Annotated in this window: 18 protein-coding genes; 4 read left to right on the top strand and 14 right to left on the bottom strand. The window is 44.8% G+C overall.

Features of this window, described 5'->3' with window-relative positions; translation table 11 throughout:
* Nucleotides 1-364: 364 nt before the first annotated feature.
* From ACE3K2_RS09745 to ACE3K2_RS09735, 3 genes are all read right to left on the bottom strand, one after another.
* The gene (locus tag ACE3K2_RS09745; protein ID WP_421889285.1) at nt 365-5,614 is read right to left on the bottom strand and encodes a S8 family serine peptidase; all 5,250 of its coding nucleotides are present in this window, start codon (nt 5,612-5,614) and stop codon (nt 365-367) included.
* 743 nt (nt 5,615-6,357) lie between these two features.
* On the bottom strand, nt 6,358-7,653 hold the full coding sequence (locus tag ACE3K2_RS09740; RefSeq protein ID WP_421889283.1) for an exosporium glycoprotein BclB-related protein: 1,296 nt from the start codon (nt 7,651-7,653) through the stop codon (nt 6,358-6,360).
* A 279-nt stretch (nt 7,654-7,932) separates the two neighbouring features.
* A complete protein-coding gene (locus tag ACE3K2_RS09735) occupies nt 7,933-9,390 on the bottom strand; it encodes an alpha-L-fucosidase (protein WP_421889281.1) in 1,458 nt (485 codons plus the stop codon).
* 122 nt (nt 9,391-9,512) lie between these two features.
* On the opposite strand from ACE3K2_RS09735, the gene ACE3K2_RS09730 reads away from it, so the two are divergent.
* Nucleotides 9,513-10,358, top strand: coding sequence for an AraC family transcriptional regulator (locus tag ACE3K2_RS09730; protein WP_421889279.1), 846 nt, complete (start codon nt 9,513-9,515; stop codon nt 10,356-10,358).
* 26 nt (nt 10,359-10,384) lie between these two features.
* Here ACE3K2_RS09730 and ACE3K2_RS09725 read toward each other — a convergent pair whose 3' ends face one another.
* Together ACE3K2_RS09725 and ACE3K2_RS09720 are read right to left on the bottom strand one after the other, a co-directional pair.
* The gene (locus tag ACE3K2_RS09725) at nt 10,385-11,473 is read right to left on the bottom strand and encodes a glycoside hydrolase family 99-like domain-containing protein (RefSeq protein ID WP_421889278.1); all 1,089 of its coding nucleotides are present in this window, start codon (nt 11,471-11,473) and stop codon (nt 10,385-10,387) included.
* 59 nt (nt 11,474-11,532) lie between these two features.
* A complete protein-coding gene (locus tag ACE3K2_RS09720; RefSeq protein ID WP_421889276.1) occupies nt 11,533-12,618 on the bottom strand; it encodes a hypothetical protein in 1,086 nt (361 codons plus the stop codon).
* 218 nt (nt 12,619-12,836) lie between these two features.
* Here ACE3K2_RS09720 and ACE3K2_RS09715 point away from each other — a divergent pair, with 218 nt between their 5' ends.
* Nucleotides 12,837-13,241: a hypothetical protein gene (locus ACE3K2_RS09715; RefSeq protein WP_421889274.1), complete on the top strand. Its 405-nt coding sequence runs from the start codon at nt 12,837-12,839 to the stop codon at nt 13,239-13,241.
* A gap of 109 nt (nt 13,242-13,350) precedes the next feature.
* Here ACE3K2_RS09715 and ACE3K2_RS09710 read toward each other — a convergent pair whose 3' ends face one another.
* The 6 genes from ACE3K2_RS09710 to ACE3K2_RS09685 all read right to left on the bottom strand — a co-directional run bounded on the left by ACE3K2_RS09710 (nt 13,351) and on the right by ACE3K2_RS09685 (nt 19,979).
* On the bottom strand, nt 13,351-14,700 hold the full coding sequence (locus ACE3K2_RS09710; RefSeq protein ID WP_421889272.1) for a glycoside hydrolase family 30 protein: 1,350 nt from the start codon (nt 14,698-14,700) through the stop codon (nt 13,351-13,353).
* Between the two features lie 34 nt (nt 14,701-14,734).
* Nucleotides 14,735-16,378 carry a sugar ABC transporter substrate-binding protein gene (locus tag ACE3K2_RS09705; protein ID WP_421889270.1) on the bottom strand — a complete coding sequence of 548 codons (1,644 nt, stop codon included), beginning with the start codon at nt 16,376-16,378 and terminating at the stop codon, nt 14,735-14,737.
* A gap of 36 nt (nt 16,379-16,414) precedes the next feature.
* Complete coding sequence (locus ACE3K2_RS09700) at nt 16,415-17,302, bottom strand: carbohydrate ABC transporter permease (RefSeq protein ID WP_017688674.1); 888 nt, start codon at nt 17,300-17,302, stop codon at nt 16,415-16,417.
* 16 nt (nt 17,303-17,318) lie between these two features.
* The gene (locus ACE3K2_RS09695) at nt 17,319-18,308 is read right to left on the bottom strand and encodes an ABC transporter permease (protein ID WP_421889268.1); all 990 of its coding nucleotides are present in this window, start codon (nt 18,306-18,308) and stop codon (nt 17,319-17,321) included.
* Nucleotides 18,309-18,423: 115 nt separating this feature from the next.
* Entirely contained in the window at nt 18,424-19,446 is a 1,023-nt protein-coding gene (locus tag ACE3K2_RS09690; protein ID WP_421889266.1) for a LacI family DNA-binding transcriptional regulator, read from the bottom strand.
* A gap of 188 nt (nt 19,447-19,634) precedes the next feature.
* On the bottom strand, nt 19,635-19,979 hold the full coding sequence (locus ACE3K2_RS09685) for a thioredoxin family protein (protein ID WP_421889264.1): 345 nt from the start codon (nt 19,977-19,979) through the stop codon (nt 19,635-19,637).
* 118 nt (nt 19,980-20,097) lie between these two features.
* Between ACE3K2_RS09685 and ACE3K2_RS09680 the strand changes: the two genes are divergently transcribed.
* Nucleotides 20,098-20,235 carry a hypothetical protein gene (locus tag ACE3K2_RS09680; protein WP_278295348.1) on the top strand — a complete coding sequence of 46 codons (138 nt, stop codon included), beginning with the start codon at nt 20,098-20,100 and terminating at the stop codon, nt 20,233-20,235.
* 102 nt (nt 20,236-20,337) lie between these two features.
* Here the strand turns inward: ACE3K2_RS09680 and ACE3K2_RS09675 are convergent, their stop codons facing one another.
* Both ACE3K2_RS09675 and ACE3K2_RS09670 read right to left on the bottom strand, forming a co-directional pair.
* Nucleotides 20,338-20,640 (bottom strand): DUF3817 domain-containing protein, encoded by a 303-nt coding sequence (locus ACE3K2_RS09675; protein WP_421889262.1) that lies wholly within the window; start codon nt 20,638-20,640, stop codon nt 20,338-20,340.
* Nucleotides 20,641-20,835: 195 nt separating this feature from the next.
* Nucleotides 20,836-21,804, bottom strand: coding sequence for a LacI family DNA-binding transcriptional regulator (locus tag ACE3K2_RS09670; RefSeq protein ID WP_421889260.1), 969 nt, complete (start codon nt 21,802-21,804; stop codon nt 20,836-20,838).
* 156 nt (nt 21,805-21,960) lie between these two features.
* Between ACE3K2_RS09670 and ACE3K2_RS09665 the strand changes: the two genes are divergently transcribed.
* Nucleotides 21,961-23,394 carry a glycoside hydrolase family 1 protein gene (locus ACE3K2_RS09665; RefSeq protein WP_421889258.1) on the top strand — a complete coding sequence of 478 codons (1,434 nt, stop codon included), beginning with the start codon at nt 21,961-21,963 and terminating at the stop codon, nt 23,392-23,394.
* Between the two features lie 198 nt (nt 23,395-23,592).
* Here the strand turns inward: ACE3K2_RS09665 and ACE3K2_RS09660 are convergent, their stop codons facing one another.
* Nucleotides 23,593-24,195, bottom strand: coding sequence for a sugar O-acetyltransferase (locus ACE3K2_RS09660; protein WP_421891131.1), 603 nt, complete (start codon nt 24,193-24,195; stop codon nt 23,593-23,595).
* Nucleotides 24,196-24,211: the final 16 nt, after the last annotated feature.

Genomic DNA, 24,211 nt, shown 5'->3' with positions numbered 1-24,211 from the left:
ACCCATACTTCTCATGTTCTACATCCTAATATATCATGTTATATCATTAATGTGAAGAATAGAGATCGAGAGGGCTTGTCTGGTTTGGTTATACCAATAACCGTCCTCGTTGTGAACCGGGATGATTATTATTCGTCACTTCATTTGGTGGCATGACGATAATATCGAATCACCTTGCGATTCGACCATGCTGGGGTATCCACCCCAATGGTCTTCAAACGCGTCCTGGATCAATTCATTAGTCTTAGGCACCAGATGTGAATTGAGATACAACAAAAAGCCGACAAGCCCGGATAACTCGGCTTATCGGCTTCGTGCTTAGATGGTTAAAACGCAGTTGTCATCCATGTCATATTTTGATTAATTAAGGTTGCAGACCCTCAGCAGACGGTGGACTAAGTTCAGTAGATTCTGTCTCTTCAAGGCTCGAATCTGGTTCTGGATTGGATTGTTCCTGTGCTGCGGTGACGAACAATCGTCCAGCTGCTTCGGCTTCTACTTTGTTGCCAGCTGCATCCTGAGCACGAATTACAATGACTCCACCCTCAAGAACAAGGGATGAAGGTGTTGTGTACGTTCCCGTGTAACGCCCAGGTTCAGTCTCCACCAATGGAACCTCTCCTGCCCCTTGGGCATTCAGATTCAGCGGTAACTGAATTCGGAAAGATGCTTGCAGACCAGGTTTACTTTCAAACGAAACGCTGACACTCTCTCCTGATGTGATTCGAACATCTTCCGCTGGCGTAATATTCGTAAGTTCTGGCAACGCCGTTTCCACGTAGACGGTGCGGGTTACGGTCGTTTTGTTACCAGCGATATCGGTTGCAGTAATGGTAATTGTGTTCTCGCCTTCATTGACCAATACGCGGTGACTGAAGCTTCTGTCTTTGCCCACTTGTACGGTTTGTCCGTTAACGGTTACCTTATCGAGGAATTGTTCCACGACATTTCCCGTTACGTGAACAACTTCTGCATTGATACGATCCCCTTGCTCTGGTGTAACAATCGTCAACTGTGGTTTGGTCTGATCCAAAATGATGACAACGGGGAGTGAGCGGTCGGTTGTTTTTCCGTCAACTACTGCCTCGGCAGTAATCGCATTAATGCCAGAACGGAGTTTCACACCGTATGAGAACTTCCCATTTGCGACAGTTGTCGTGCCAGCGAGATCTTTGCCGTTGTAAATCTTAATCTGTGCGCCGGATGCCGGAGACGTTCCCGACACAGTGAAGGTCGATTGATTCGTATACGTGTTCGCTGGTACTGTGAGCACAGGTGCATTTACCGGGTATCTCACAACTGCACGAATCATGTAGTTACCTTCTTCTGCAGGTGAAGTACTCCACACCCCACTTACTCGCTGCCAGCTTCGACCTGCATTCGTACCATCCTCATCGGTAGCGAGTCCCGGAGCGCCAGTTCCAGCAATACTCTGTACATACACGATATAGAAGTCGCCCGTTACAATGACCGGTTCCGGGAATTCAACGGTTGTCCATTGATCGTTACGAAGTGCAGTACCGTCAAATGGTCCAGCCAGTTGTCGTCCCGGAGCTCCGCCAGGACCCGATGCATCATAGACGGCATATTTGAACGCTGTACCTCCAGGCACAGGCCACTCGGTGTTCCAGAAACGGAACGATGCACCCGTAAGTTGTGCAGTCTCCAGCTCTGGTGTCATTCGAACTGCCCAAGCGTTATCCGCAGCGTTAAAAGCTCGTGCGTTCTCTGCTGTTCCATCATCATAAGCAATTTCCCCCGGGAAGCCGATGAATGGTTTCAAGGCAACATTTGCCTCTGCCGTACCATTACCAGGTACAGTCACAGTAACCGTCTTACTGTAATAATCCGCAGCCCGGATGGATAAAGTATAGCTTCCTTCCAATACCTGAATAACGAAACTGCCATCTGAACCTGTGCGAACTTCACCTACATTGGCATCTTCGACGACGAGAACGGAAGCATCAGCCAGTGGTTGTCCTGTCCGCTCATCCGTTACTACACCTTCAATCTGTCCATGCGGGATTGCCTCCAGATTAAAGTTGGCTTTGGCTCCACTGCCATCGGTGATCGTTACCTGCTGAGTTTGAGGATAATATCCATATGCCTCAGCTTTTAACGTGTAATCACCTGCTACGTGTGTGAAGCTGTACTTGCCTGTAGCCGAATCTGTCTTCACCGAACGTCCGGTTTCCAATACGGTAACCGTTGCACTTGCAGGCAGGCTTTGTGGAGTAACCGAACCTGTTCCTGGTTTTTCGACTTCCGGTTGTTGCTGTTTCGTTTTGTTGAATTCCGCTTTGTCTGTCCGCGAAATTTTGTACCAAGGGTTATCATAGGACGGTTTTGGTTTGTCACTGTTAAGCACAACGGCACTGTCCTCTGTGACCGTCTCCGCAGCAACACCCAGTACCCGGAAATCATCAATAAACCAACCTGTCCTCACAACACTGTTGTCTGAAGTCAGACGGAACCGGAATTGTACTTCATTGCCGGTAAGTGCATCCAGGTCATAAAATACCGGTGTCCATTGTTTACCGTTTGTACTATGTGAGAATTTGCCCAGTTCTGACCATGTCGTTCCACCATCTTTGGTGACTTCCACATATCCGTAATCGTATCCGCTCTCAATCTCGTACCAATGATTAAATGTAAGTGTTCCTTCGGATACATCCGTCAAATCAATGACTGGGGATACGAGCGAATAGTTGGAGCCATTCTCGTACGTATTGTCCAGATCAGTCGCCCAGACATTCGGCGGAGAAACAGCGCTGGCAGGTCCCGTTACCGGAATGCCGCGTTCCCATTCATCTTTGGTTCCCGAATGAGTCCAGCCATTATCATCACTGCCATCGAAATGATCAATGTAGATATCCTCAGGCACCTCCACCGTAATGGAGACCTCATTCGACTTGTCGCTTTCATTGCCACTATAATCTAGTGCGGCAACGGTATAATAATAGGTCGAATCCGTAACTGTAGCCGTATCTGTAAACGTTGTTCCTGTGGTAGTTCCAATGGATTCATAACCTGTACCTGCTGTTGTGGAACGATATACAACATAGGATTCGAGATCCTCATCGCCCGGTCCAGTCCAGCTCAAGGCTACGTTGCCCAGAATATCAGCGGTTGCTGTTAATCCCGCAGGAGCTCCTGGTGCAAGATCATCCAATTCTTCAACTGCGAAATCATCAATGTACCAACCAGCCTTTTGCACCGAGTTATCACTGGTCAGATTGAATTTGATGAACACCTGTTGTCCCGCGTATTCGCGAAGGTCCACATATTGTTTCTTCCAGTTACCACCCGCACCCGTGAAGCTTAACAACTCTTCGAACACATAATCACTGTCCTCGGAAGCGATATATACTTTGCCAAAGTCGATGTTATTCTCCAGATCATACCAGTGTTTGAAAGATACTAGCGCACCTTCTGGACTCTCGGTGAGATCAATTGGTGGCGCAAGCAGATATGCGTTACTATTTGCCAGATAAGTCCCTTGCAGGTTGGTTGCAATCACCTTGTCACCGGAGTAAGCACTTCCAGGACCACTGCTTGGTGCTCCCCATACCCAGGTACTTCCGGTACCACCAGTCGTGAAGCCCAGCTGATCTTCTTCAAAATCCTGAAGGTATCCTGGCTGAACACCATTGGAGACAGCCACCTTGTATACTTCACTTTCGAATCCGTTGTTGCCGTAGTCGTTCACGCGAATATAATACTCCACGCCTTGTGGCTCAATGAGAAATGCCGGAATGGTCGCTGTGTACGTACCATCTTTGTTATCTCCATCGATCCGATTCATCGGCAGATAGACATACTGGTTGGTGCCAGTCGTTTTGGCAAAAGCCTCGACGGAGACTACTGCGACATTATCTGTGACATGTGCTGTTAGTGGTATATCGATGCCTGTAAAGGCTGAATTGACAGGGGTGTGTTCCAGTACCGGCTCTTCCAGATCATCTCCGGCTGTAACCACTCTGCCGGATACCGTGCCGATGCCTTCGAGTACAGAACCCACAGCATCAAGAGCATTAATAATGCCATGACCGTAGCCGTTATTAGGAGATGTTGGATACTGACTATCTGTTCTCGGCGTGGCTGTATCTGTAATGATCTGCTCCAGCTGATCCACTGTAAGGGAATGATTGGCCTGAAGCAGGAGTGCAGCAAGCGCAGTTGTATGCGGGCCTGCCATGGATGTTCCATTCCAGCCTCCCTCATATACACCGCCTGGAACTGCTGAACGGATATTCACACCAGGAGCAGATACTTCCGGTTTGATCTCACCATACGGGGATGGGCCCAGCAGGGAGAACGAAGCCAGGTTGCCGTTGATATCGGTTGCTCCTGTAGCAAAACTTTCAGGATAGTTCGCCGGGTTGGCAACAGAACCAGGTCCGCCCGGGTTACCCAGTCTCACATTTCCTGCGGAGAATTCCGGAAAAATCTGGGCATCTCGCCAGGCTTGCACCATCGGTCGGAACCACTCATCCAGTCCTGCTCCTCCGCCCCATGAATTGTTCACGACATCCGGTGCAAGTTCAGGATGCAGATTGCCTTCCGCATCCACAGGAGCAATCAACCATTGTCCGCCGTCCAGAATAATGGCATCTGTTGTTTCCGGATTGAATATCCGTACACCAATCCACTTTGCACCGGGAGCAACCCCGATCTGGTTGGTGCCATCTGCTTCGGAGCCAACCATCGTACCCATCGTGTGTGTACCATGCCCGTCTCCATCCGCAGGAAGTGAAGCATTACTGTGCGGATCATACCAACTCAGTTCGGGATCAACGATATTGCCCGAAGCATCCAGGCCCCGCCATTTGCTGCGAAGCGCCGGGTGGGTATAATCCACACCGCTGTCCAGATTGGCAACGACAATGCCTGTTCCATCAATGCCCCGATCCCACACGGCTGGCGCATTGATGTAATCCAGATTCCATTCCACATTCTCTGTTGCAAGCTTGTCCTTTGCAGCAGGCTCTTTGTCTTTGACTCCGACTGAAGAGTCTTTGGCTGGCGTTTGGACATCATCTTTGGCTGATGCCGCATTCACCGGTTCTTTACTCACTTCGGCTTTCTGTAAGTATCGTGTCTCATTCGGTAGAATCTTCTCTACTTCAGGCAGCAACGCAATCTGTTCCATGACTTCTTTGGTACTTGTCACTGCCAGTGAATTGACAATAAAATAGCTTTTATATTCTTTGACCTTGCCCAGGTCAACTTCCTTTTCCAGATAAGTTTCCAATGGATATTGCGTACGTGAGGCCGTTTCTCGCAGAGAGCTGACGACTGAATTCCGAACGGACAGCTTTGTGGCTGAAGGCGTTTGTTTGGCGATGGTCGCCTTTTCGAGAGCCTGTTTGGAGACTGCTGCCGTATCCACCTGTTCCTTCATTTTCACCAGATAGGTAACATATTCACTACCTTCAAATTCTTTGGTCAACTTGGCGTTTACTTTAGCCTCCGAAACTTTGGCGAGTCCAGATTTCATATCCAATTTGGATGATGGGGAGTTTTCAGCTGAAACCGGATGAATGATCGAAAATGCAAGGAGAAGCGAGAGCCCCATGGAGATGGGCTTGCGTAACCGATTAATCTTTATCAAACTTTTCCACTCCTTTTACCCGGTTTTGTAATTTAGTCTGGTACATGTGCCCTTCTCTGCAGAAGAAAACGGTAGACTAACCTTTATTACGGGCGGAATAAACGCCCTCGATTTCACATAAAGCCTCACCTCCTTTACAGGTCTGGTTAGGGATCCATATGGGTCAGTAGAGATAACAGATCAGTCTATGATTTTTCACTTGGAAGTTTAGGAGATTGAATGTATAGGATTAAATCAGAGAGTAAACGGCTTGGGTATTTGAGTAATGCAATGAGAGTGAATGTCTATAAGCATTCATGTGGAAGGGTAATCAGGAGCGTTAGCAGAACGCTTGCTAAGGAGTAGTGAATATGAATTTCGATCGTAATTCGAGTGAGTGAAAAACCATTTAAATTACATATAATAGTAGATTAAGAATTTAATTGGATTTTATTGGTATAGTATAAAGTCATTTTTCGAGATATACAAGCACTTTTATTGAAAAATATAGAAAATAAGCATTTTTAAGGCTTTTGTATGTCTGATGTCTCTTCATTCCTCCCTAACCTTTCACAATTACGAACAATTGATATTTTTAAAGGAATTAAGTAGTTCTTTATAACTATTTCTCACCCTTTAAGTCAATACTTCACCCTTACATGTGGTGACAAAAAAACAAGCTGAAGTTGATATATGATCGACTTCAGCTTGTTTGCATTTCTATTGTGTTCGCATCCATTCATTGAGTTCATTCATCCCGGTTATCATGTAATGTTCACACCGCCACTTGCATAACCAATAACCGTATTCAAAAGTGTTAATCCGGTTGCTGTTGCTGAGAACACCAGCAGCAGACGTGTCTGTGCAGTCACGGGTATAGTCAATCCGGTTGTTATGCCATTGGAGATGGTACCCAAAGCAATATTACCAGTGAGTGGAGGCGCCAGTGTAACGACGGCCCCTGGAACCGCAGTAAAAGCATTATCCGGAGTCGGTGAACTGAATAATTGCGCAGTGATGGTCACCGTTGAGTCTACCAAGGCTAAGGTTGCTGTTGTACTAAAATAGGCAGCAATGGAAGTTATAACGCCATCCCGTGGGACAGAGAACGCAAAGTTAATGAGCGGTCCAACAATCGTCCCCGTTAAATCAATCGTGCCACCCAGAATGCTGACTCCCGTTGCCGAGCTTCCAAAACCAATGAGACTTGTAGTTCCTACCAGTCCACCAGCAACTGTTGTCAATATGGCAGGTCCACCAGAAGCAAACGGAATAATTGCTCCAGAACCCGTAGCGCCTGTTACGCCAGTAACCCCAGTGACTCCTGTCGCTCCTGTAATGCCAGCTGCCCCAACAGCTCCTGTGCTCCCCGTTGCACCTGTCGGTCCTGTTGCACCACCTGCCGGTCCTGCTGCACCCGTAGCACCCGTAGCACCTGTCGGGCCCTGGGTACCAGCAGTCCCAACCGGCCCTATAGGTCCTGCAGGACCTACTGCTCCCTGAGAACCAGCAGCGCCAGCAGGACCTTGTGGACCAGGTACGCCCTGAGGACCCGCCGGTCCTGCAGGTCCAGCAAGGCCCTGAATCCCTATATTTCTAAGCCCTGTTGTAATGGCCAATTCGGTCGCCCGAATCAAAATGACCAGTTGATCTTTCTCAGCCGAATCGATATTTCCCTGTAAAACGACAGATAGCAGCACATCCAGCAATTGCTGCAAATTGGTTCCCACACTGATCGGAGAAAATGGAACGGCCTCTGCAGATACAATTGTGAGCTCCAAGACTGCTTCAAGGTCTGCCCTGGTTCCCTTTTTCAAATCCGAATGATGAATCAAAGCCAGTAATTTACGCAGTACTTCAATCAGAAGTGAAACATTGTGCGGGGTGGGATTGGCAAAAACCTGTACAATGGCTCCTTTTAACTCACCCACCAACTTGAAAAGTAATTCGGCTTCTTTGTCAAAGCATTTATGATGGTGCTCTTGGTGGTGGTCGCAGTCCTCAGCTTTACTTTTTTTAAATCCGTTCCAACCATATCTTATGCGTTTCTTTGGTTTCATCTTTTTGCTTATCCTCCTTAGTGAGTCTCAATCATTCCATAACAGGCGAATATCACTGATTTGGTGATAACAGTATATTAGCAAGAAAGATCTTCGTGATAATTGTTAAGTAAATTGCTGCATTACATTTTTTTGCTGGGAGCCTTCAATATCATGGAGAAGATTTTGCATGTGAACCAACCCTCATGTAGCCAACCCAAAGAGCGCTATCCGATGAGTACAATACTCATCGGATAGCGCTCTTTATTATATTTACAGTATTAAAGTGATCTTTGTTGATTAGTCCAATTCAATTTTGAAAACAATCGGTGCATTACTCTTCACAGTTGTCGTTGTGATCGTCAGTGCTTCTGCGGTTCTCTCCCATTGCGGTTTTTCTTCGTATCCAAGTACCTGAATGTCCTTAATGACCCCTTGATAGTGATGAGAACCTTCCTTCAGCGATTTAATGTGAATCACTCCGTTATCCGGGTAGGCAAGAACCGTGGCATACAGATTGCTTTCTTTTAACGTAAAGCGTATATCTTCACTCGTAAATATCTTCGTATCTCCATCCGTGAATTGCCCTTCCTTCACCTCTGTCGGTCCCTCGCCAAACGTGCGCCAGAATGTCGTATCATAGATCGCTTCCCCATTCACTTCGAGCCACTTGCCGATGCTGAGCAAAATGTCACGATCTTCATCCGGTATACTGCCATCTGCTTTGGGTCCAATGTTCAGCAGCAAATTTCCGTTTTTGCTTACAATATCGACGAGATCCCGAATGATCTCCTCAGCCGTTTTATAGTTATTATTTTCCGTATAACACCATGAATTTTTAGCGACAGCCGTATCCGTTTGCCAGAAATAAGGCTTGAGATCAGCGAACTGTCCGCGCTCTACATCCGGAACCGCACTTCCAAACATATAAGCCTCATGTTTATAATTGATAGCTACAGGCACGCCCCATTCTTCACCTTTGTTATAATAATAGGCCGCAAATTTCTTGAGATAGGGTTTGAACGCAACCGTTTGAATCCACCAATCGAAATAGAAGACCTTCGGCTGATATTGATCCACCAGTTCACAGCATCGAATCAACCAGTCTTCCAGATACTCCTCGGTTGGAGGGGAACCATACAGATCATGATGATCTGGCTCAGGCATGGCTGGCCAATAGAAATCCCCGCGCTCCAGGGGTTCCTTGATATCGGAATCAAACTCCTTCCCGTGAGACATGAAGAACCAGTGCTCGGCGCGGTGAGACGACACACATAAGGTCAGCCCCTGCTTCTCATACGCAGCCTTCATCTCACCCAGAAGATCCCGTTTGGGGCCCATTTCATATGTGTTATAGTGAGAGATAGAGCTCTTGTACATCTGAAAGCCATCATGATGCTCTGCCACGGGCATAACATATTTGGCTCCGGCCTTTTTAAATAACGTTGCCCATTCGTCTGCATCGAACTTCTCTGCACGAAACATCGGAATGAAATCTTTATATCCAAATTCCTTATGAGGTCCATACACCGCAAGGTGATGCTCATAAGCTTTGGTGCCTTGTATGTACATATTTCGCGAATACCATTCGCTATCATAGGCCGGTACTGAATACAGTCCCCAGTGAATGAATATGCCGAACTTCGCTTTGGGGTACCATTCGGGAACTTGAAAAGCACTCAGCGAACTCCAGTTGTCCTTGAATTTACCGTTCGCAATCCTTGCTTCAATCTGTTGCATATATTCGTGTTTGTCCATGTGATGTTCTCATCCCTTCTGATATCGTCTGTAGTTGTATTGTAGTGCTGCGACCGAAGGATAGACATGCAGAACACTAACTTTTAGATGGACAATAATAACCTTGTATGGAGATGAAAAGTATGAATCACCAAACTTTGCTTACAAACTACCTGTCCAATCTCCAAGTCGAATTATTTATGGTCAATTACAATCGGTGTGATACAGACTGGCGGGATCTGGATTACACGCCCGATTACAGCAAGTTTTATTTCATATGTGAAGGTGAAGGTTGGCTCAAGATTGGAGATGAGGAATATTACCCTGCGCCGAATCAGCTTATTTTAATGCCTGAGGGGATCAAACAATCCTACTCCGCCATTAATGACCGTCCTTTTCTCAAATATTGGTGTCACTTTAGCGCGAAGGTTGGGGGAATCAATTTGTTTCAAATTCTGAAATTCCCACACATCTGCACGATAGATCAACCTGAGTTGATCCAAGGAATCTTCAGCAGCATCCTTACATATGCAAAATCCGATGAAGTCTATGCTCATATGATGGCCAAGAGCAAACTGACCGAGTTACTTTCCCACTATCTTATGAATCTGGATCTGGAGCAGATCTCTTTTATTAACGTGCCTGTCATGGAGAAATTATCTGCCATTCTGGCTTACATTGATTCCAATATCGAAGAGAATATTTCGGTACAGGATCTGGCCCAGATCGCTTACATGCATCCCAATTATTTCATTCGATTCTTCAAGCAGCAGATCGGCCTTCCTCCGATCCTCTATATTACTGGCAAAAAAATCGATAAAGCCAAGGAACTGCTGACCTGCACCCCAAACACAATAACTGCCATCGCCGAGCATCTCGGTTTTAGTGATTTGTACTATTTCTCCAGACAGTTCAAAAAGCATACAGGACTCACGCCAACAGAGTACCGCAGACAAAAAACGGTAGTCACAACCAAACTTGGTCTATAAATAAGCTCACTTCAGAGAGAGTTCCCTCATTCGGAACTCCCTCTTATAGACTTGTTTTTATTCAATCGTTCGTGTTGAGTTACTTTTTTGAGTTCTCTCAAATAAGCGTAACCATAGTTTTGATCCGGCTCAAGATAAGCCCCTTCCGCCCACTCATTCCAGGCGTTAACAAAAAGATATTCACTTTTGTACAGCGTCCTTGCTCTCTCCATCTGTCTCGATAGATACAGTCCAAATTTCTCTGGAGTAGCACCGAGCGTACTCTGTCCTTCAACGCCTCTCCGCGGTGTATTGTCCCAATTGACAAAAGCACCTGGGTAGACAATTTCTCCGTTACGGTGTGGTGTTCGTTCCAGAATGGAGGACCATACCTTGTCGTAGTTCACGGCAATATGCTGCTGGCCCTTGATGTTCATTTGAATCCAGATCCCATTCATATGTCCATGTGCAAACGTGTAATGCGGTTCAAATTCCATGCTTGCATCAAAGATCTGATGATTACATGTAGGGAACCCGCCAATGGTCTGTACAAAATGGATCCCTTTTAGGCCATGCCCCAGAGCCAATTCACGCCAGTACTGTATCATTTCCTCACATTGAGGAATGCTGGCTGGCCGATAGATCAGAAATAGCGGCTTACCTTCCACTCGAATATATCGTTTGTCCTTAAATACCTTTATCAGATAATTAAAATGTTCTTCCCAATCCTCTCGATCCCCATAATTCTGGGCCATGAGAATATCTGATTCCTGCCCATCCCATTTTCTTGTCCATGTTTCATTGGCCCAAGACAAACAAAATGGAAAATCAGGCTCCCCACTGTTCAATATTTCATCAACCGGTTTTTCCAATAAACGTTTACCTTTGAACCAATAATGATAATAACAGAATCCATAAACGCCATGATGTTTGGCTGTTTCTGCTTGCCACTTTCGTACATCTGGATCGGAAAGATCATAATAGTTCCCCTGAAATGGCTGGTTAGGCTGATGGTGACCCGAGTATAAAGGAGTGGCTTTTTTTACATTGGTCCATTCTGTAAAACCGTCCCCCCACCAACGGTCATTCTCCTCAATCCGGTGAAATTGGGGTAGATGCAGAGCAATAACCTTCAATCTGAACGCCTCCAATGCAGCAACATAATGCAGCCTGCACGCCTGTGATTTTTGATGGTTTATATAAAAATGATATCCAGCAGTCGCAGTGTTTTTTGCAGATGGGACTGATTGTATTTCATGTATGCCAAGGCATGACTGGCTGCCAGTCTTCTTGCATCAATACTCTGCCAGTAATGTTCAAACTTCTGAATGAGTTCTTCGCAGGAGGTGAATTGTTGGAAAATATTAAGGTCTACCACGTTACTCTGATTCGCCGATGGCCCTATGAGCTGAAACGTCCCGCATGTGGCAATTTCCATCACGTGTTTGATCGATTCTCCACTATGAATAACGATTTTGCTTCCGTTATACAGCATCTGGCGAGCTTCATGACTGTGAACTGGGTAGAAATCTCCAAACTGAGTCCAACCCTTCCCATCCACCCGAACTATTTTGTCATTCAGAAGACCGGATGTGGCAAAAGTCGTTAGGATACTATCCGGTTCCGCATCTCCAATGATATAAACATCTGATTCGTACTCCGGGTGAACAGTTTGCGGACAGAATATATGGGGATCAGGCGGCATGAACAGTTCATACCGAGCAGAGCCTGCCAGATGTGGCTGAGGGTCACTCATTGACCATGAATTCTGCACAAACACGTGATCCAACCACGGCAGCATGGCATCGCTTTGACTTCCAGTTTGATTCGGAGACAACCAGATTACTTTTTTGGCCGTTGATGTTTTTAACGCTGTAATATTCTCATTTGGCAATTGTTCATCACTTCCAACAATCAGAATCAGGTCAACCTCCATAGCAGACAGACTGGCTGAGACGGATTCTATATATTTAATCTCATTTACATGCCTCACGAGATGTTTAAGGCTTTGTTCAATCAGTACACAGTGTGATGACATCTCCCGGTCATTACACGGTGTAATCAGAAGCACATTTAACTCCTTATAGAACACTTTGGACTTTACTCGGCTAGATGCACGTTCCTCCTGCATCATTTTCAACCATTGTTGCTTGAGATCCAACTGCTGTACTGCCATGTGTTTGCGCATGGATTTGAGTTTTCTGTTCAGTACGGCATGCATCTGTCTCAGAAATAACTGGTTTGCATCATGAACTGAACGATTCTTTTTTATGGACTTCACCTGCATTTTTGACTTCTTTCGGATAACAAACCCTCCCGTTCCATACGAAAACATCCTCTGCCTACAATATGCACAAAATCGTGGCATGGTTTCTTCTATTGACCGCTTCACTCGCTCTTCATCGCAAAACGGGCTTTATCTCGTACATATAATGTGTGGTCACCCGGGTCGGTTCAAATCTTGTCCTCATAGAATATAAGAATACTATATAGGAGATGATGTCATTGCCAACATTTGATAGTATTCTTGTCACCGGCAATCAGACGATAAATCAGGATTTACAGGTTAATGGTAATCAAACCGTTGGTGTCCATCTAAATGTCAATGGCAGTCAGACCATAGCAGGCAGCCTGCAAATCAACGCGAGCTCCTCGATTGTCAATCATTTGGGTGTAGGCGGAGTAATCCAAGCTGGAGATAGCGTTAAGGCTACTACACAATTAATGGCACTCAATCAGCCTACTCTTCCCGTGTCTCTGCCAACTCTACAACAGTTCAGATATTACAATCCTGGTGTTGCAGGTCAACCCGGTCTGGTCTTAACAGGAACCGCTGGCAACCAATATATTCTGTTCGTTGATGAGAGCAGTGGAACACCCCATCTTGCCATTCAGCCGGTATAATGCGATCCATCCACAGGCAATATCACCAAAAGAAGCGATACCCGTCTACACTCCGGATATCGCTTCTTTTGTTTTCTTTTCTGATAAAGCCTAGTTTAAATTCTTCCATTTATACATCTGTGATCAATACGGATAAGACACTCTTACTTTCAAGCTGGAACTTCAACAATACATCGTCGCGCAGCTTAACCTGTACGTTGCCCGTCTGCTCCCCATCATTGAAGATGACTAATGCCAATGAACCATCGGCATTTTTAAAAGCCACAGAACATATTCCATTATCACTGGACGTTGATTCAATCCGAACAGCCTTGGGACGGATCAGAGCACTAAAATGCGCCAAGGCATAATAATCAAGTGTATACGTAAGTTCCTTTGTTTGCTGATTGACCTGCACGATCCCACGACATGTACTGCGACCAAATCCCGGAACGGTTGGCCCGTTGTTCTCATCAAGCGCCATATTCCAGAGTACAAATGACTTGCTGTAATTACGAAGAATCTGAATTCCCGTTCGTATCACATTTGAGAAGGCCTGTTCAAATGGCGGGATCCACTCTCCGCCTGAGCCTTCGGTGAAATGCACTTCTTTGCCTGCAAAGGCTTCGTATACCTTCGTTTGAGCAGATGCATCGCCCCCATACCAGTGCCAGGCCACGCCGTCAACTTCCTCTCCCGCTTGTTCCAGCACGGTCAATGGATAGTCCGGTTGATCCCAGTTATGATCATAACAGAGAATTTTGGTTCGAATATCGTTTTTAACAAAGGCTGGCTTGAGATGGTTTTGGATAAAGTCTGCTTGTGCTTCGGCCGGCATCAACATACCGGGATAATGCCCAGGTTCATATAACGCCTCATTCTGTGGTGTAATGGCATGGATCGGTAATCCATGCTCTGTATACGCTTGAATGTATTTCACAAAATATTCGGCATAAACGGGATACCATTCCGTCTTCAATTGTCCGGTAATCATCGATCCACTTGTTTTCATCCAGCCGGGCGCACTCCATGGTGAAGCAAACAGTTTCAGTTCAGGATTCAATCCCAGCGCCTTTTGCGTTAAAGGAATAACGTCCTCTTCATCATGGGCAATACTGAACCGGGTTAATTCTGGATCTGTCTGCTGTTCTGGCATATCGTTATAACTGTATACCGTTCTCGCATAGTCTGAAGCACCCATCGGATTACGAATGACCGAGAGCCCAATACCTTTCTCCGGATGGAACAGCCGGGACATGAGCTCATCCCGCTGCTCCTCATTCAATATTTGATTAATCAGATAGGCAGAAGAATCGGTAAAAGAAGCACCAAATCCGTCCATCTCCTGATACGTTAGCTGATCATCCAGATGAATGGTCATTGTCTCCAGATCAGGGGCAAGAGGTTGCAATTGATCCGAGGACACGGGTACAAAACATTCATCTTCTCCTGTGGATTTGTACATTTTGAATGTAGTCATAGGATAGAATTCTCCTTCATATTTCAAATTTGTATTATTGAATGCCCAGTTTCTCTTTGTTCCGTTTCATCTTTTCACTGCGCACTTTGACAATCTCTTCCCAGCGATTTTCACCTAAAAATGACTTGTACGCAGCCAGTGCATTGTCAAACGATGCATCATCCTTGGAACGTACCATACTGACCAGTGTTGTATTCCATTTTGTATTGATTGCTGACAACGCACGAGCTTCAGGTGTACCTTGATCCGGGCTAATATTCTCCAGAATGAAGTGTGGTTTCAGCTTGCCTTTGCCCCATTCCTGCATCTGTTTAATCGCTTCCGGAAAAGCATCTGCACTGAGTGCTTTGTGGCGGTCATGACCGAAGAACATAAACTCACCCATCCGGTAATCCTTTTTGAATTGATCCGCGTTATTCAGTTGCATGTCTTTTACCGCTGGCAGCAATTCTACACTACCGTCGGTTTTGGTCTGGAAGGTCTCCCCTTCGATCCCGTAATTCATGAGTGTCTGGCCTTCTTCACTTAATAAGTATGTGAAAATCTGAATGGCCTTGGCCGGATCTTTACAATCCTTGGAGATGTAATTGATCATCCACCCGGTTATCCCGGATTGATTTAACGTCGGTGCGTTGCCCTTGGTGCTCTGCGGACCATCAATGGCAACATATTCTTTGCCCGGGTTGGCACTCATATATATTTGCAGGTTCCCGCCTTGTTGAGGTGTACCATCAAGCAACATGGTTGCGTATTTACCGGACTTTACTTTTTCCTCAAAAGCCGTTCCATCATCGGCAAAACTGTCATCACTGATATTGCCGTCTCTGTACACGGTGTTCAATGTCTTCAACCATGTGAGGTAATCTTCATCCAGATTACGATCATAGAATTCTCCCGATTCGGTCTCCAGTGGAACGCCGATGAAATCTTGCAATGTATCCCCGAGTGACCCTGTTCCTTCACCAATAGAGTTGAATCCAAATGGAATCAGTGCAGGGAACTCTTGCTTAATTCGTTTCATCACACTTTGGAATTCCTCTGGTGTTCCAATGACCGGACTACCCAAAGCTTCGTACACATCCTTACGAATGATAAATGCCGTTTTGGCAGGAATGTTACCGCTATCATAATCTTCCTGTGTATTGGAATAGTTCGGGTAACCGTAGGTTTTTCCATCCGCCAATTGGAACCAGTTCAATGTATCGGCAGCTGCGACTTTATTGAAGTAAGGATCATATTTTTCTGCCAGATCGTTCAGCGGCATGGCCCAGGTTGCCGCTTTTTGTACCACAGGAGAATTGGAGTCAAATACGGTCAGCAAGTCAGGCATATCTCCACCTGCGAAAAAGGTATTTAACTTGGTATCATCACCCGTGATGAATTTAATATTGATATTCAGATCCTCTTTAATTTTCTTGGTGACAATGTCCTTGCCAAAATCGGTGTTCCACCAATCCGCATTGACGTACCACGTCAGGTCTGTAGTTTCTTCCTTTTTATCCAACTGCCAAGCCGGCTTTTCCGGGTCAACAGTATACCGCTCTTCAATGGAAACCCAGTTTCCTTCACTGGAGCCCCCAGACCCACTGCTGCAACCTGTTATCATAATAACTGCTGAAAGCAATGACACGAACCATTTAATCCCTTTTTTTCCCGATGCCTTGTTCAACTTCAACATGTTTTATTCCTCCTCAAAATGGGGTGTTTGTTGCTCCTATTCCTTGACCGCACCAAGCATCATTCCCGAGATAAAGTATCTCTGAACGATGGGATAGATCAGCACGATAGGTAGTGTTGTAATGACAATGGTGGCCAACTGCACACCTTTGGTTGTTGTTTCAATTACAGCCGAACCTCCAACATTTTGCATGGATTGGGTCTGGGACTGAACGATAATCTCATAGAGCATCATCTGAAGTGGATACAGTGACTGATCGGTAATGTATAACTTGGTTGTCATGAAGTCGTTCCATTGCCCTACTCCATTAAATAGCGCAATGGTGGCCATGGCAGGCATGGAGAGTGGAATGAAGATTTTCAGGAAAATATGCCAATCCCCTGCGCCGTCAATCTTAGCTGATTCTTCCAGAGAATCAGGTACATTACGGAAGAAATTCATCAGAATCACGACATCATAAAAGCTGAATAACGCCGGGATAATGTACACCCAGAAACTGTTTAACAATCCGAGTGATTTGATTAACAGGTATGTTGGAATCATGCCACCGGAGAAGAACATCGTGATGACGCCCATGGCAACATATAATTTACGGCCTCTTATGTACTTTTTGCTCAGACCGTATCCAACCATGGCACAAAAGAACACATGTGTAACAACACCAATCGTTGTTTTGGACACCGATATGAAGAAGGCCTGCCAGATCCCCTGATCGTTGAATACCGCTCTGTAATTCTCCAGCGAGAATTCCGGTGACCAGAAGATGAATCCACCTTCCGCTAACGCTTTGCCTGAACTAAAGGAAGAGATGATGACATTCCAGAGCGGAACCAGAATAACGATTGTACAGATGATTAGCAATATCATGTTTAACGTATCAAAGATCCGACTATCGAGATCTTCTTTTGCCACCTTTCCATTCACGCGGGATGCCTCCTTCTTACAACACAGATTGATTATCGTTTAATTTGCTTGTGATTTTGTTCGCCGTAACGAGCAGAATGACAGAGATGATTGAGACACCCAAGCCAACGGCCGTTGCATATGAAAAGTCACCCTGTGACATCCCCATACGATAGACATACGAGTTAATCACTTCCGCTTTATCACGGTTTTGGGAGTTCATGAGAACCAGGGTCTGATCCAGATTTGATCCCAATAAACCGCTTACAGTTAGAATCAGATTTAGGCTGATGATGGATCTCATGTTAGGCAATGTGATATTCCAGATCTGTCTGAGACGGCTTGCACCATCGATTTTGGCAGCTTCATAATACGTAGGATCAATCTTTGCCATAATCGCCAAATACAGAATGGTTCCCCAACCTGCCTCTTTCCAGATATCCGATAAGGTAGCAATCCACCAATACTTGCCTGCATCCAGCAAAATGTTCTGCGGTTGCGAGATCACTCCCAGACTAAGCAACAACTGATTAAATAACCCCGTTGTTGAAAACCAGGTGATCAGCATTCCCCCAAGTACGATCCAGGACAAAAAGTGAGGTAAATATGAAACCGTTTGCACAAACTTTTTGAAGCGTCCGCTGTTTAACTCGTAGATCATGATCGCGAGAATAATCGGAATGACAAACCCAATCCCCAGTTTCAAAAAGCTGATCCCCAGTGTATTAACAACGGCATCCCAGAAGTATTTGTCTGACAAAATGATTCTGAAATTATCCAGTCCTACCCATGGAGCAGTGGCCAGCGTATCAATGACCGTGTAATTTTTGAAGGCAATCGTTAGTCCATAAATCGGAACATAACAGAAAATAATCATAAATATAATGCCAGGGATAATCATCGATTGAATCTCCCATTGTCTTCGATAATCCACAACGAATTCTTTGATCCGTTGCCCGAGTGGCTTCTTTCCGTTGGGACTGATCTTATGTTTACCGGTTGAAGTTTCTACGGCTAATTTATCCACGTTTTTTTACTCCCCTCCATCTTGCACTAGTCATAAAAACGTTTTTATTTTTCAGCATAAAAAAAATCTTTATTTATATTTGTGTAAAAAAGACCGGAGAAGAAGCTGCATCAACTTATGTGCGGTAGTCTTTCCGGTCGATCTTCACATGACTTGAACCTCTAACCACCAGTTCACCCGCCAATTTCTGTGCAGCCCCTTGTTCTTTCTCCTTGATCATACCCACCAGTTGATTGATGGCCAGAATACCCTGTCTTGCAATTTGATTTCTTACCGTTGTGAGCGGTGGAGAAAAATACTGTGCGATATCAATATCGTCAAAACCCACGACACTAACATCTTGAGGCACTTCAAAGCCCTCAGACTTCAACGCATGCATACAGCCAATTGCACTCAAGTCATTCCCTGCTAGAAATGCATCCGGCCGCTTGCCGGGGTGTAAATGAAGAAAAGATTTTATCGCACTATATGTGCTTTCCTCCTCAAAATACCCCTGTATAATGTAATCTTCATCGATTGGAAGCTGATATTCACGCAAGGCAGCCAGATAACCCTCTTTACGCTGCACACTATCAAACATCGTGTCCACACCCGAAATATAAGCAATGTTCTTGTGCCCAAGCCCAATCAAATACTTGGTTGCTTCGTATGCTGCCACATACGAGTCAAAAATGACACTTCCCATCGTATCGCTCTGATAGACCCGATCCAGAAAAACAGCCTTAATCTTGTCTTTCTCCATGGCGATAATATCTTGCTCATCAATTCGAAGCTCTTCGTAAATAATGACACCATCCACCCGCCGACCGAGAATATTACTCATAATAACGTGTTTGTCCTTTGTCACAAATACATTCAAACCATACCCAAGACGATCACATTCGCGAGACATCGACTCGACCAGCTTATAGAAATACGGACCCGATACACTTGTAGTGAAAAAACCGAGCATTTTTGTCTGACCGGACTTCAACAGCTTGCCATTCAGATTGGGCACATAGTTTAAACGCTCTGCCACCTTAAGAACATGTGATTTTGTCTCCGGGTTCAAGACATCCACACCATTCAAGGCGTTGGAGACTGTAGATATGGATACACCCGCTTCCCTTGCTACATCTTTAATCGTTATCTTTGCCATAAGTTTTGTTCCTTTGCTATAAAAACGTTTTTATAATGTTTAAATTATCATAAAACCGTTTTCATGGCAATACTTTAATTTAGGAGTTTAGGCATCGTGTCCTTTATCCATAGTTATATGTTGCTGAGAGCGCAAAAAATAAAAAAAACGGCTCACGTATGAGCCACCTTTCAGCAAGCTTTTGCTTTCTATTCCCCATCCTCGGTAAACATAGAATGGATCTGTTGCAGTTGCTCTGCCAAACGTTCTAAGGGAGCAAAACGATCCGCTCGAATATACTCCTTCTGCTCCACAAGCATGAGCATGGTTGGAACTGTAAAAATAAGAAACTTGGACGCAACCTCTTCCACTTCGTTAGCATTTATGTGACCCAGATATATAGACGGATAAGGTTCAAGCACCGCCCTGATTTTGGGAAGCAAAGCGTGACAAACACTGCACTCCGGACGAGATACATACAAAAAAACCAATTCATGTTGTTGAATAGCCTCTTCAACCATTTCTATGGATGTTAACTCATGAATATCCTTCACAAAAGCTCAACCCTTTCAGTCATTTTACAGCTTGCTCATTTAAAATTTTTCTTTCCAAGTATAGCCTATGTGCGTTAGAATAATATGGAATATATACCCATATGAAAGAGGTTATGGTATGAAAAAATCATTTTTATTTCTGTTTACTGCCCTGGTTGTTGTAACTTCCTTCTCAGCCTATGCACCTGTGTCAAACGCCTCTGGTGATATTGGAGTCAGCTTATTGTCCGATCGTCAAACAGGCGTAGTGAAATAAAACTCGCTAGAACTCAGCAGGCGACCTGTTCGGATAACTTCCGTACTTGGTCGCCTTGCTTTGATTAGTATTCTATTGAATTTTTACTCTTCTATTGGAAGTTTATTTCCAATCTCTCTTCCGAAGATAAGATTCGAATACAAAAGTTCCAAACGGCAAAAGACCAGCCAGTCCACCCATCAGCCAGCGCGTTATCTTCCACTTTTTGACCACAGCCAAGTGAACTAACGCAATAAGATACAAAGGAAACAAAATACCATGAATCATGCCCATTACGGCTACAGCGGAAGAGATATCTGCAAAATATTTCAGAGGCATAGCAATAAAAATTAATAGAAGTAACGATACGCCCTCCCATATGCCCGCAATTCTGAATCGGCCTGTCACTGTTTTCATAAAGTCCATTCTCACCTTTCCCGCAAATCATTTGTGAAATATGTAACTTGTAACATGATACAAAAACTTCACGCTATTATCTGTACAGATATGTCATTCTAAAGCTCATCTTCAGTATAACGTATGGGTTTGATTCGAAGATGCTTCAAATTTGAATAATTATTGAATCCATAAAAACTGATTCTCACTTCAGATCTTACGGATTCAAGTCGTCTCACGTTCAATCAGCTGGTAGGTCAGCCGCTCTGTCTTCAACTCTGTTTTACCCAACACGGCCCACAATTGATGGAACGCCTGGGTGGCTTGCTCCGCAATCGGATTGTGTATGGTCGTGATCCCGAGAACACGAGAAAGCTCGATATCATCAAACCCCACAATGGCAAGTTGTTCCGGTACCTGAATATTTCGTCTGCGTGCTTCACTCAAAATGCCGATGGCTGCATAATCATTCGAACATAATACGGCCTGTGGAAGTTCTGGCCCTTCTGCCATTCTTCGCATTGCTTCTTCGCCATCGGAGGAGCTGAATACGGAATATTGATACGCTTCAGTCCACACAGGCATACCTCTACTCTTCATGAAAGATTCATAGGCTTTACGGCGGCTCTGGGTATTCAAACTTTCAGCCCTGCCAAATGCATTGGCAATTCGGGTGTATCCTCTCGAAACCAGATGCTCCAAAGCTAACTTGTACCCTTCAGCCTGATCCATCGCAACAGACGGGATCTCGTCGTTCCCCATTCGCTGCCAGGAGACAATGGGCCCATACTCACAATATGCCTTTAGTTTGCGCGGGTCATTAACACAAGCAATAATAACCAGCCCATCAACTCGTTTACTGCGCAGATCTTCAAACGCCTGCAATTCAATTTCCGGATCTCCACGGGATGTATAGATAATCGTCTGAAACCCAAAATCCATGGCTGTATCAATGAATTGATTCATGAATGTAAGAATGATCTCACCTGTGGTAGAGGTCACAATTCCAATCTGCTTTGTTTGTCCTGTCGATAACGATACCGCATTTCGGTTGGGAATATAATTCAACTGTTTCATAATATCCGTTATGATCTGTCGTGCTTCATCACTGACATGTGGGGAATGATTAATTACGCGTGACACAGTTGCTTTTGAGTAACCGGACCGCTTCATAATTTCATCGAACTTGGACATCGGAGACTCCCTTCTTGCTAACGAACTATGGAATAATAGTATGCCTTGATTGGGATCAAAAGTAAAACTTGACGTGTAACCCGTTACAACGTTTAAGCTTTTTTATGTCATACATGAATCATCTTAAATATAAATTTGATGAATGGAGCGATACACATGAGCAACTCTCAAAATCAAACCTATCAATTCCCGGAAAATTTCCTGTGGGGTGGCGCAATTGCAGCCAATCAGGCTGAAGGTGCATACAATCAAGGCGGCAAAGGATTATCTACGCAGGATGTAGCTCCCAAAGGTATCATGGGGCCTATTACGGAAGAACCCACCGAAGATAACATGAAACTGATCGGCATTGATCTGTATCATCGCTACAAGGAAGATGTGAAACTGTTTGCAGAGATGGGCTTCAAAGTATTCCGCATGTCCATCGCATGGTCCCGGATTTTCCCGAAAGGAGACGAATTGGAACCGAATGAAGAAGGTCTGCAATTCTACGATGATCTGTTTGACGAATGTCACAAATACGGAATCGAACCACTTGTTACGCTATCCCACTATGAGACACCACTTCACCTGTCCAAAGAATACGATGGCTGGGTTAACCGGAAAATGGTCGGATTCTATGAGCGTTATGTAACTGTCGTATTTAATCGTTATAAAAACAAAGTAAAATACTGGCTTACTTTTAACGAAATCAATTCGATTCTCGAAGCACCCTTCATGAGCGGTGGCATCTATACGCCGAAGGAGAAGCTTAGTAAACAAGATCTGTATCAGGCGATCCATCATGAGTTTGTAGCCAGTGCTTCCGCTGTGAAACTCTGTCATGAGATTATTCCTACGGCACAGATTGGTTGTATGATGCTTAGCATGCCTACTTACCCGCTGACACCGAATCCAGACGATATGATTAAAGTCATGGAATTCGAACATAGCAACTATTTCTTCGGTGATGTACATGTAAGAGGTCGCTACCCTGGTTATATGAAACGTTATTTCCGGGAGAATGGAATCGAGATTCAGATGGAAGCTGGCGATGAGGACATGCTTCTGAATACAGTGGACTTCATCTCTTTCAGTTATTACATGAGTATCTGCCAGACAGCAGACCCCGAGAAACAAATCGCAGGTGAAGGTAACCTGCTTGGCGGCGTACCTAACCCTTATCTGCCAGCAAGTGAGTGGGGATGGCAGATTGACCCGCAAGGCTTACGTTATGTGCTTAACATGTTCTATGACCGTTATCAGAAACCACTGTTCATTGTAGAGAATGGTCTTGGCGCTGTTGATGAGTTGATCACGGGTGCAGACGGCGAGAAAACCGTCGAAGATGATTACCGAATCCAGTATCTAAATGATCATCTGGTTCAGGTTGGCGAAGCCATTAAAGATGGCGTTGAAATTATGGGTTATACATCATGGGGTTGCATTGATGTAGTCAGTGCGTCTTCTGCCCAGTTGAAAAAACGTTATGGCTACATCTATGTTGATCGTCATGACGATGGTTCAGGAACACTCGAACGTTACCGCAAGAAATCCTTCCATTGGTACAAAGAAGTGATCAGCAGTAACGGGAAAAGTTTGCAGCGTTAAGGTTTTTTAGCAAAGTTACATGTAACAGATTCATCCGTCTATCCCCCAGCAAATCACATGAAAAAAGTGTCGGTTATACGATACCTTGGCATGTTTTTTGTCTGGGGATTTTATTTTTATTTTCAAAAAGAAACACCCGATGATACACATCGGGCATTCTCTTTAGCGAGAATCACGTTGTTCACTATTTATTCTTCACTAGATGGTCTTCACTACATCCCTGCTGTACTTTGTTTTGTCTTCTTCCGTTATCTTGCGAATGACCCTGCAAGGATTACCCGCAGCAATCACACCAGACGGTATACTTTTGGTCACTACGCTCCCTGCTCCGATGATTGTATTGTCTCCAATCGTCACACCGGCAAGAACAGTTACACCGCCACCAATCCACACGTTATTCCCCACCGTGATCGGTCCAACAATCTCCAGACCTTCATTGCGCTGCTCCACATCAAAAGGATGGCCAGCAGTGTAAAATCCGCAATTGGGAGCAATAAAAACGTTATCTCCAAAACTAATTTTGCCTCCATCCAGCATGACAATATTATGATTGCTATAGAAGTTCTCACCAATTTGAATATTATAACCATAATCACATACAAATGGCTGTTCAATCAGGAAACGATCGGTCGTTTTCCCAAACAATTTCTTAATTAACGCTCCTCTTTCATTGATCTTCCCTGGATGGAGCTGGTTATAATCGTAACAAAGTCCTTTGGCATACAAGCGCTCTTCAATCAACTCTTGATCATAATTGGCATTGTATAAGAACCCTAATTGAGATTTCTCTTTTTCAGTCATCATCCCTAGCACTTCC

It is taken from the genome of Paenibacillus sp., from assembly GCF_048976745.1.
Classification (GTDB): Bacteria; Bacillota; Bacilli; order Paenibacillales; family Paenibacillaceae; genus Paenibacillus.
Note: the sequence above shows the minus strand (reverse complement) of the source record. Positions and strands in the feature narration are given on the sequence as shown.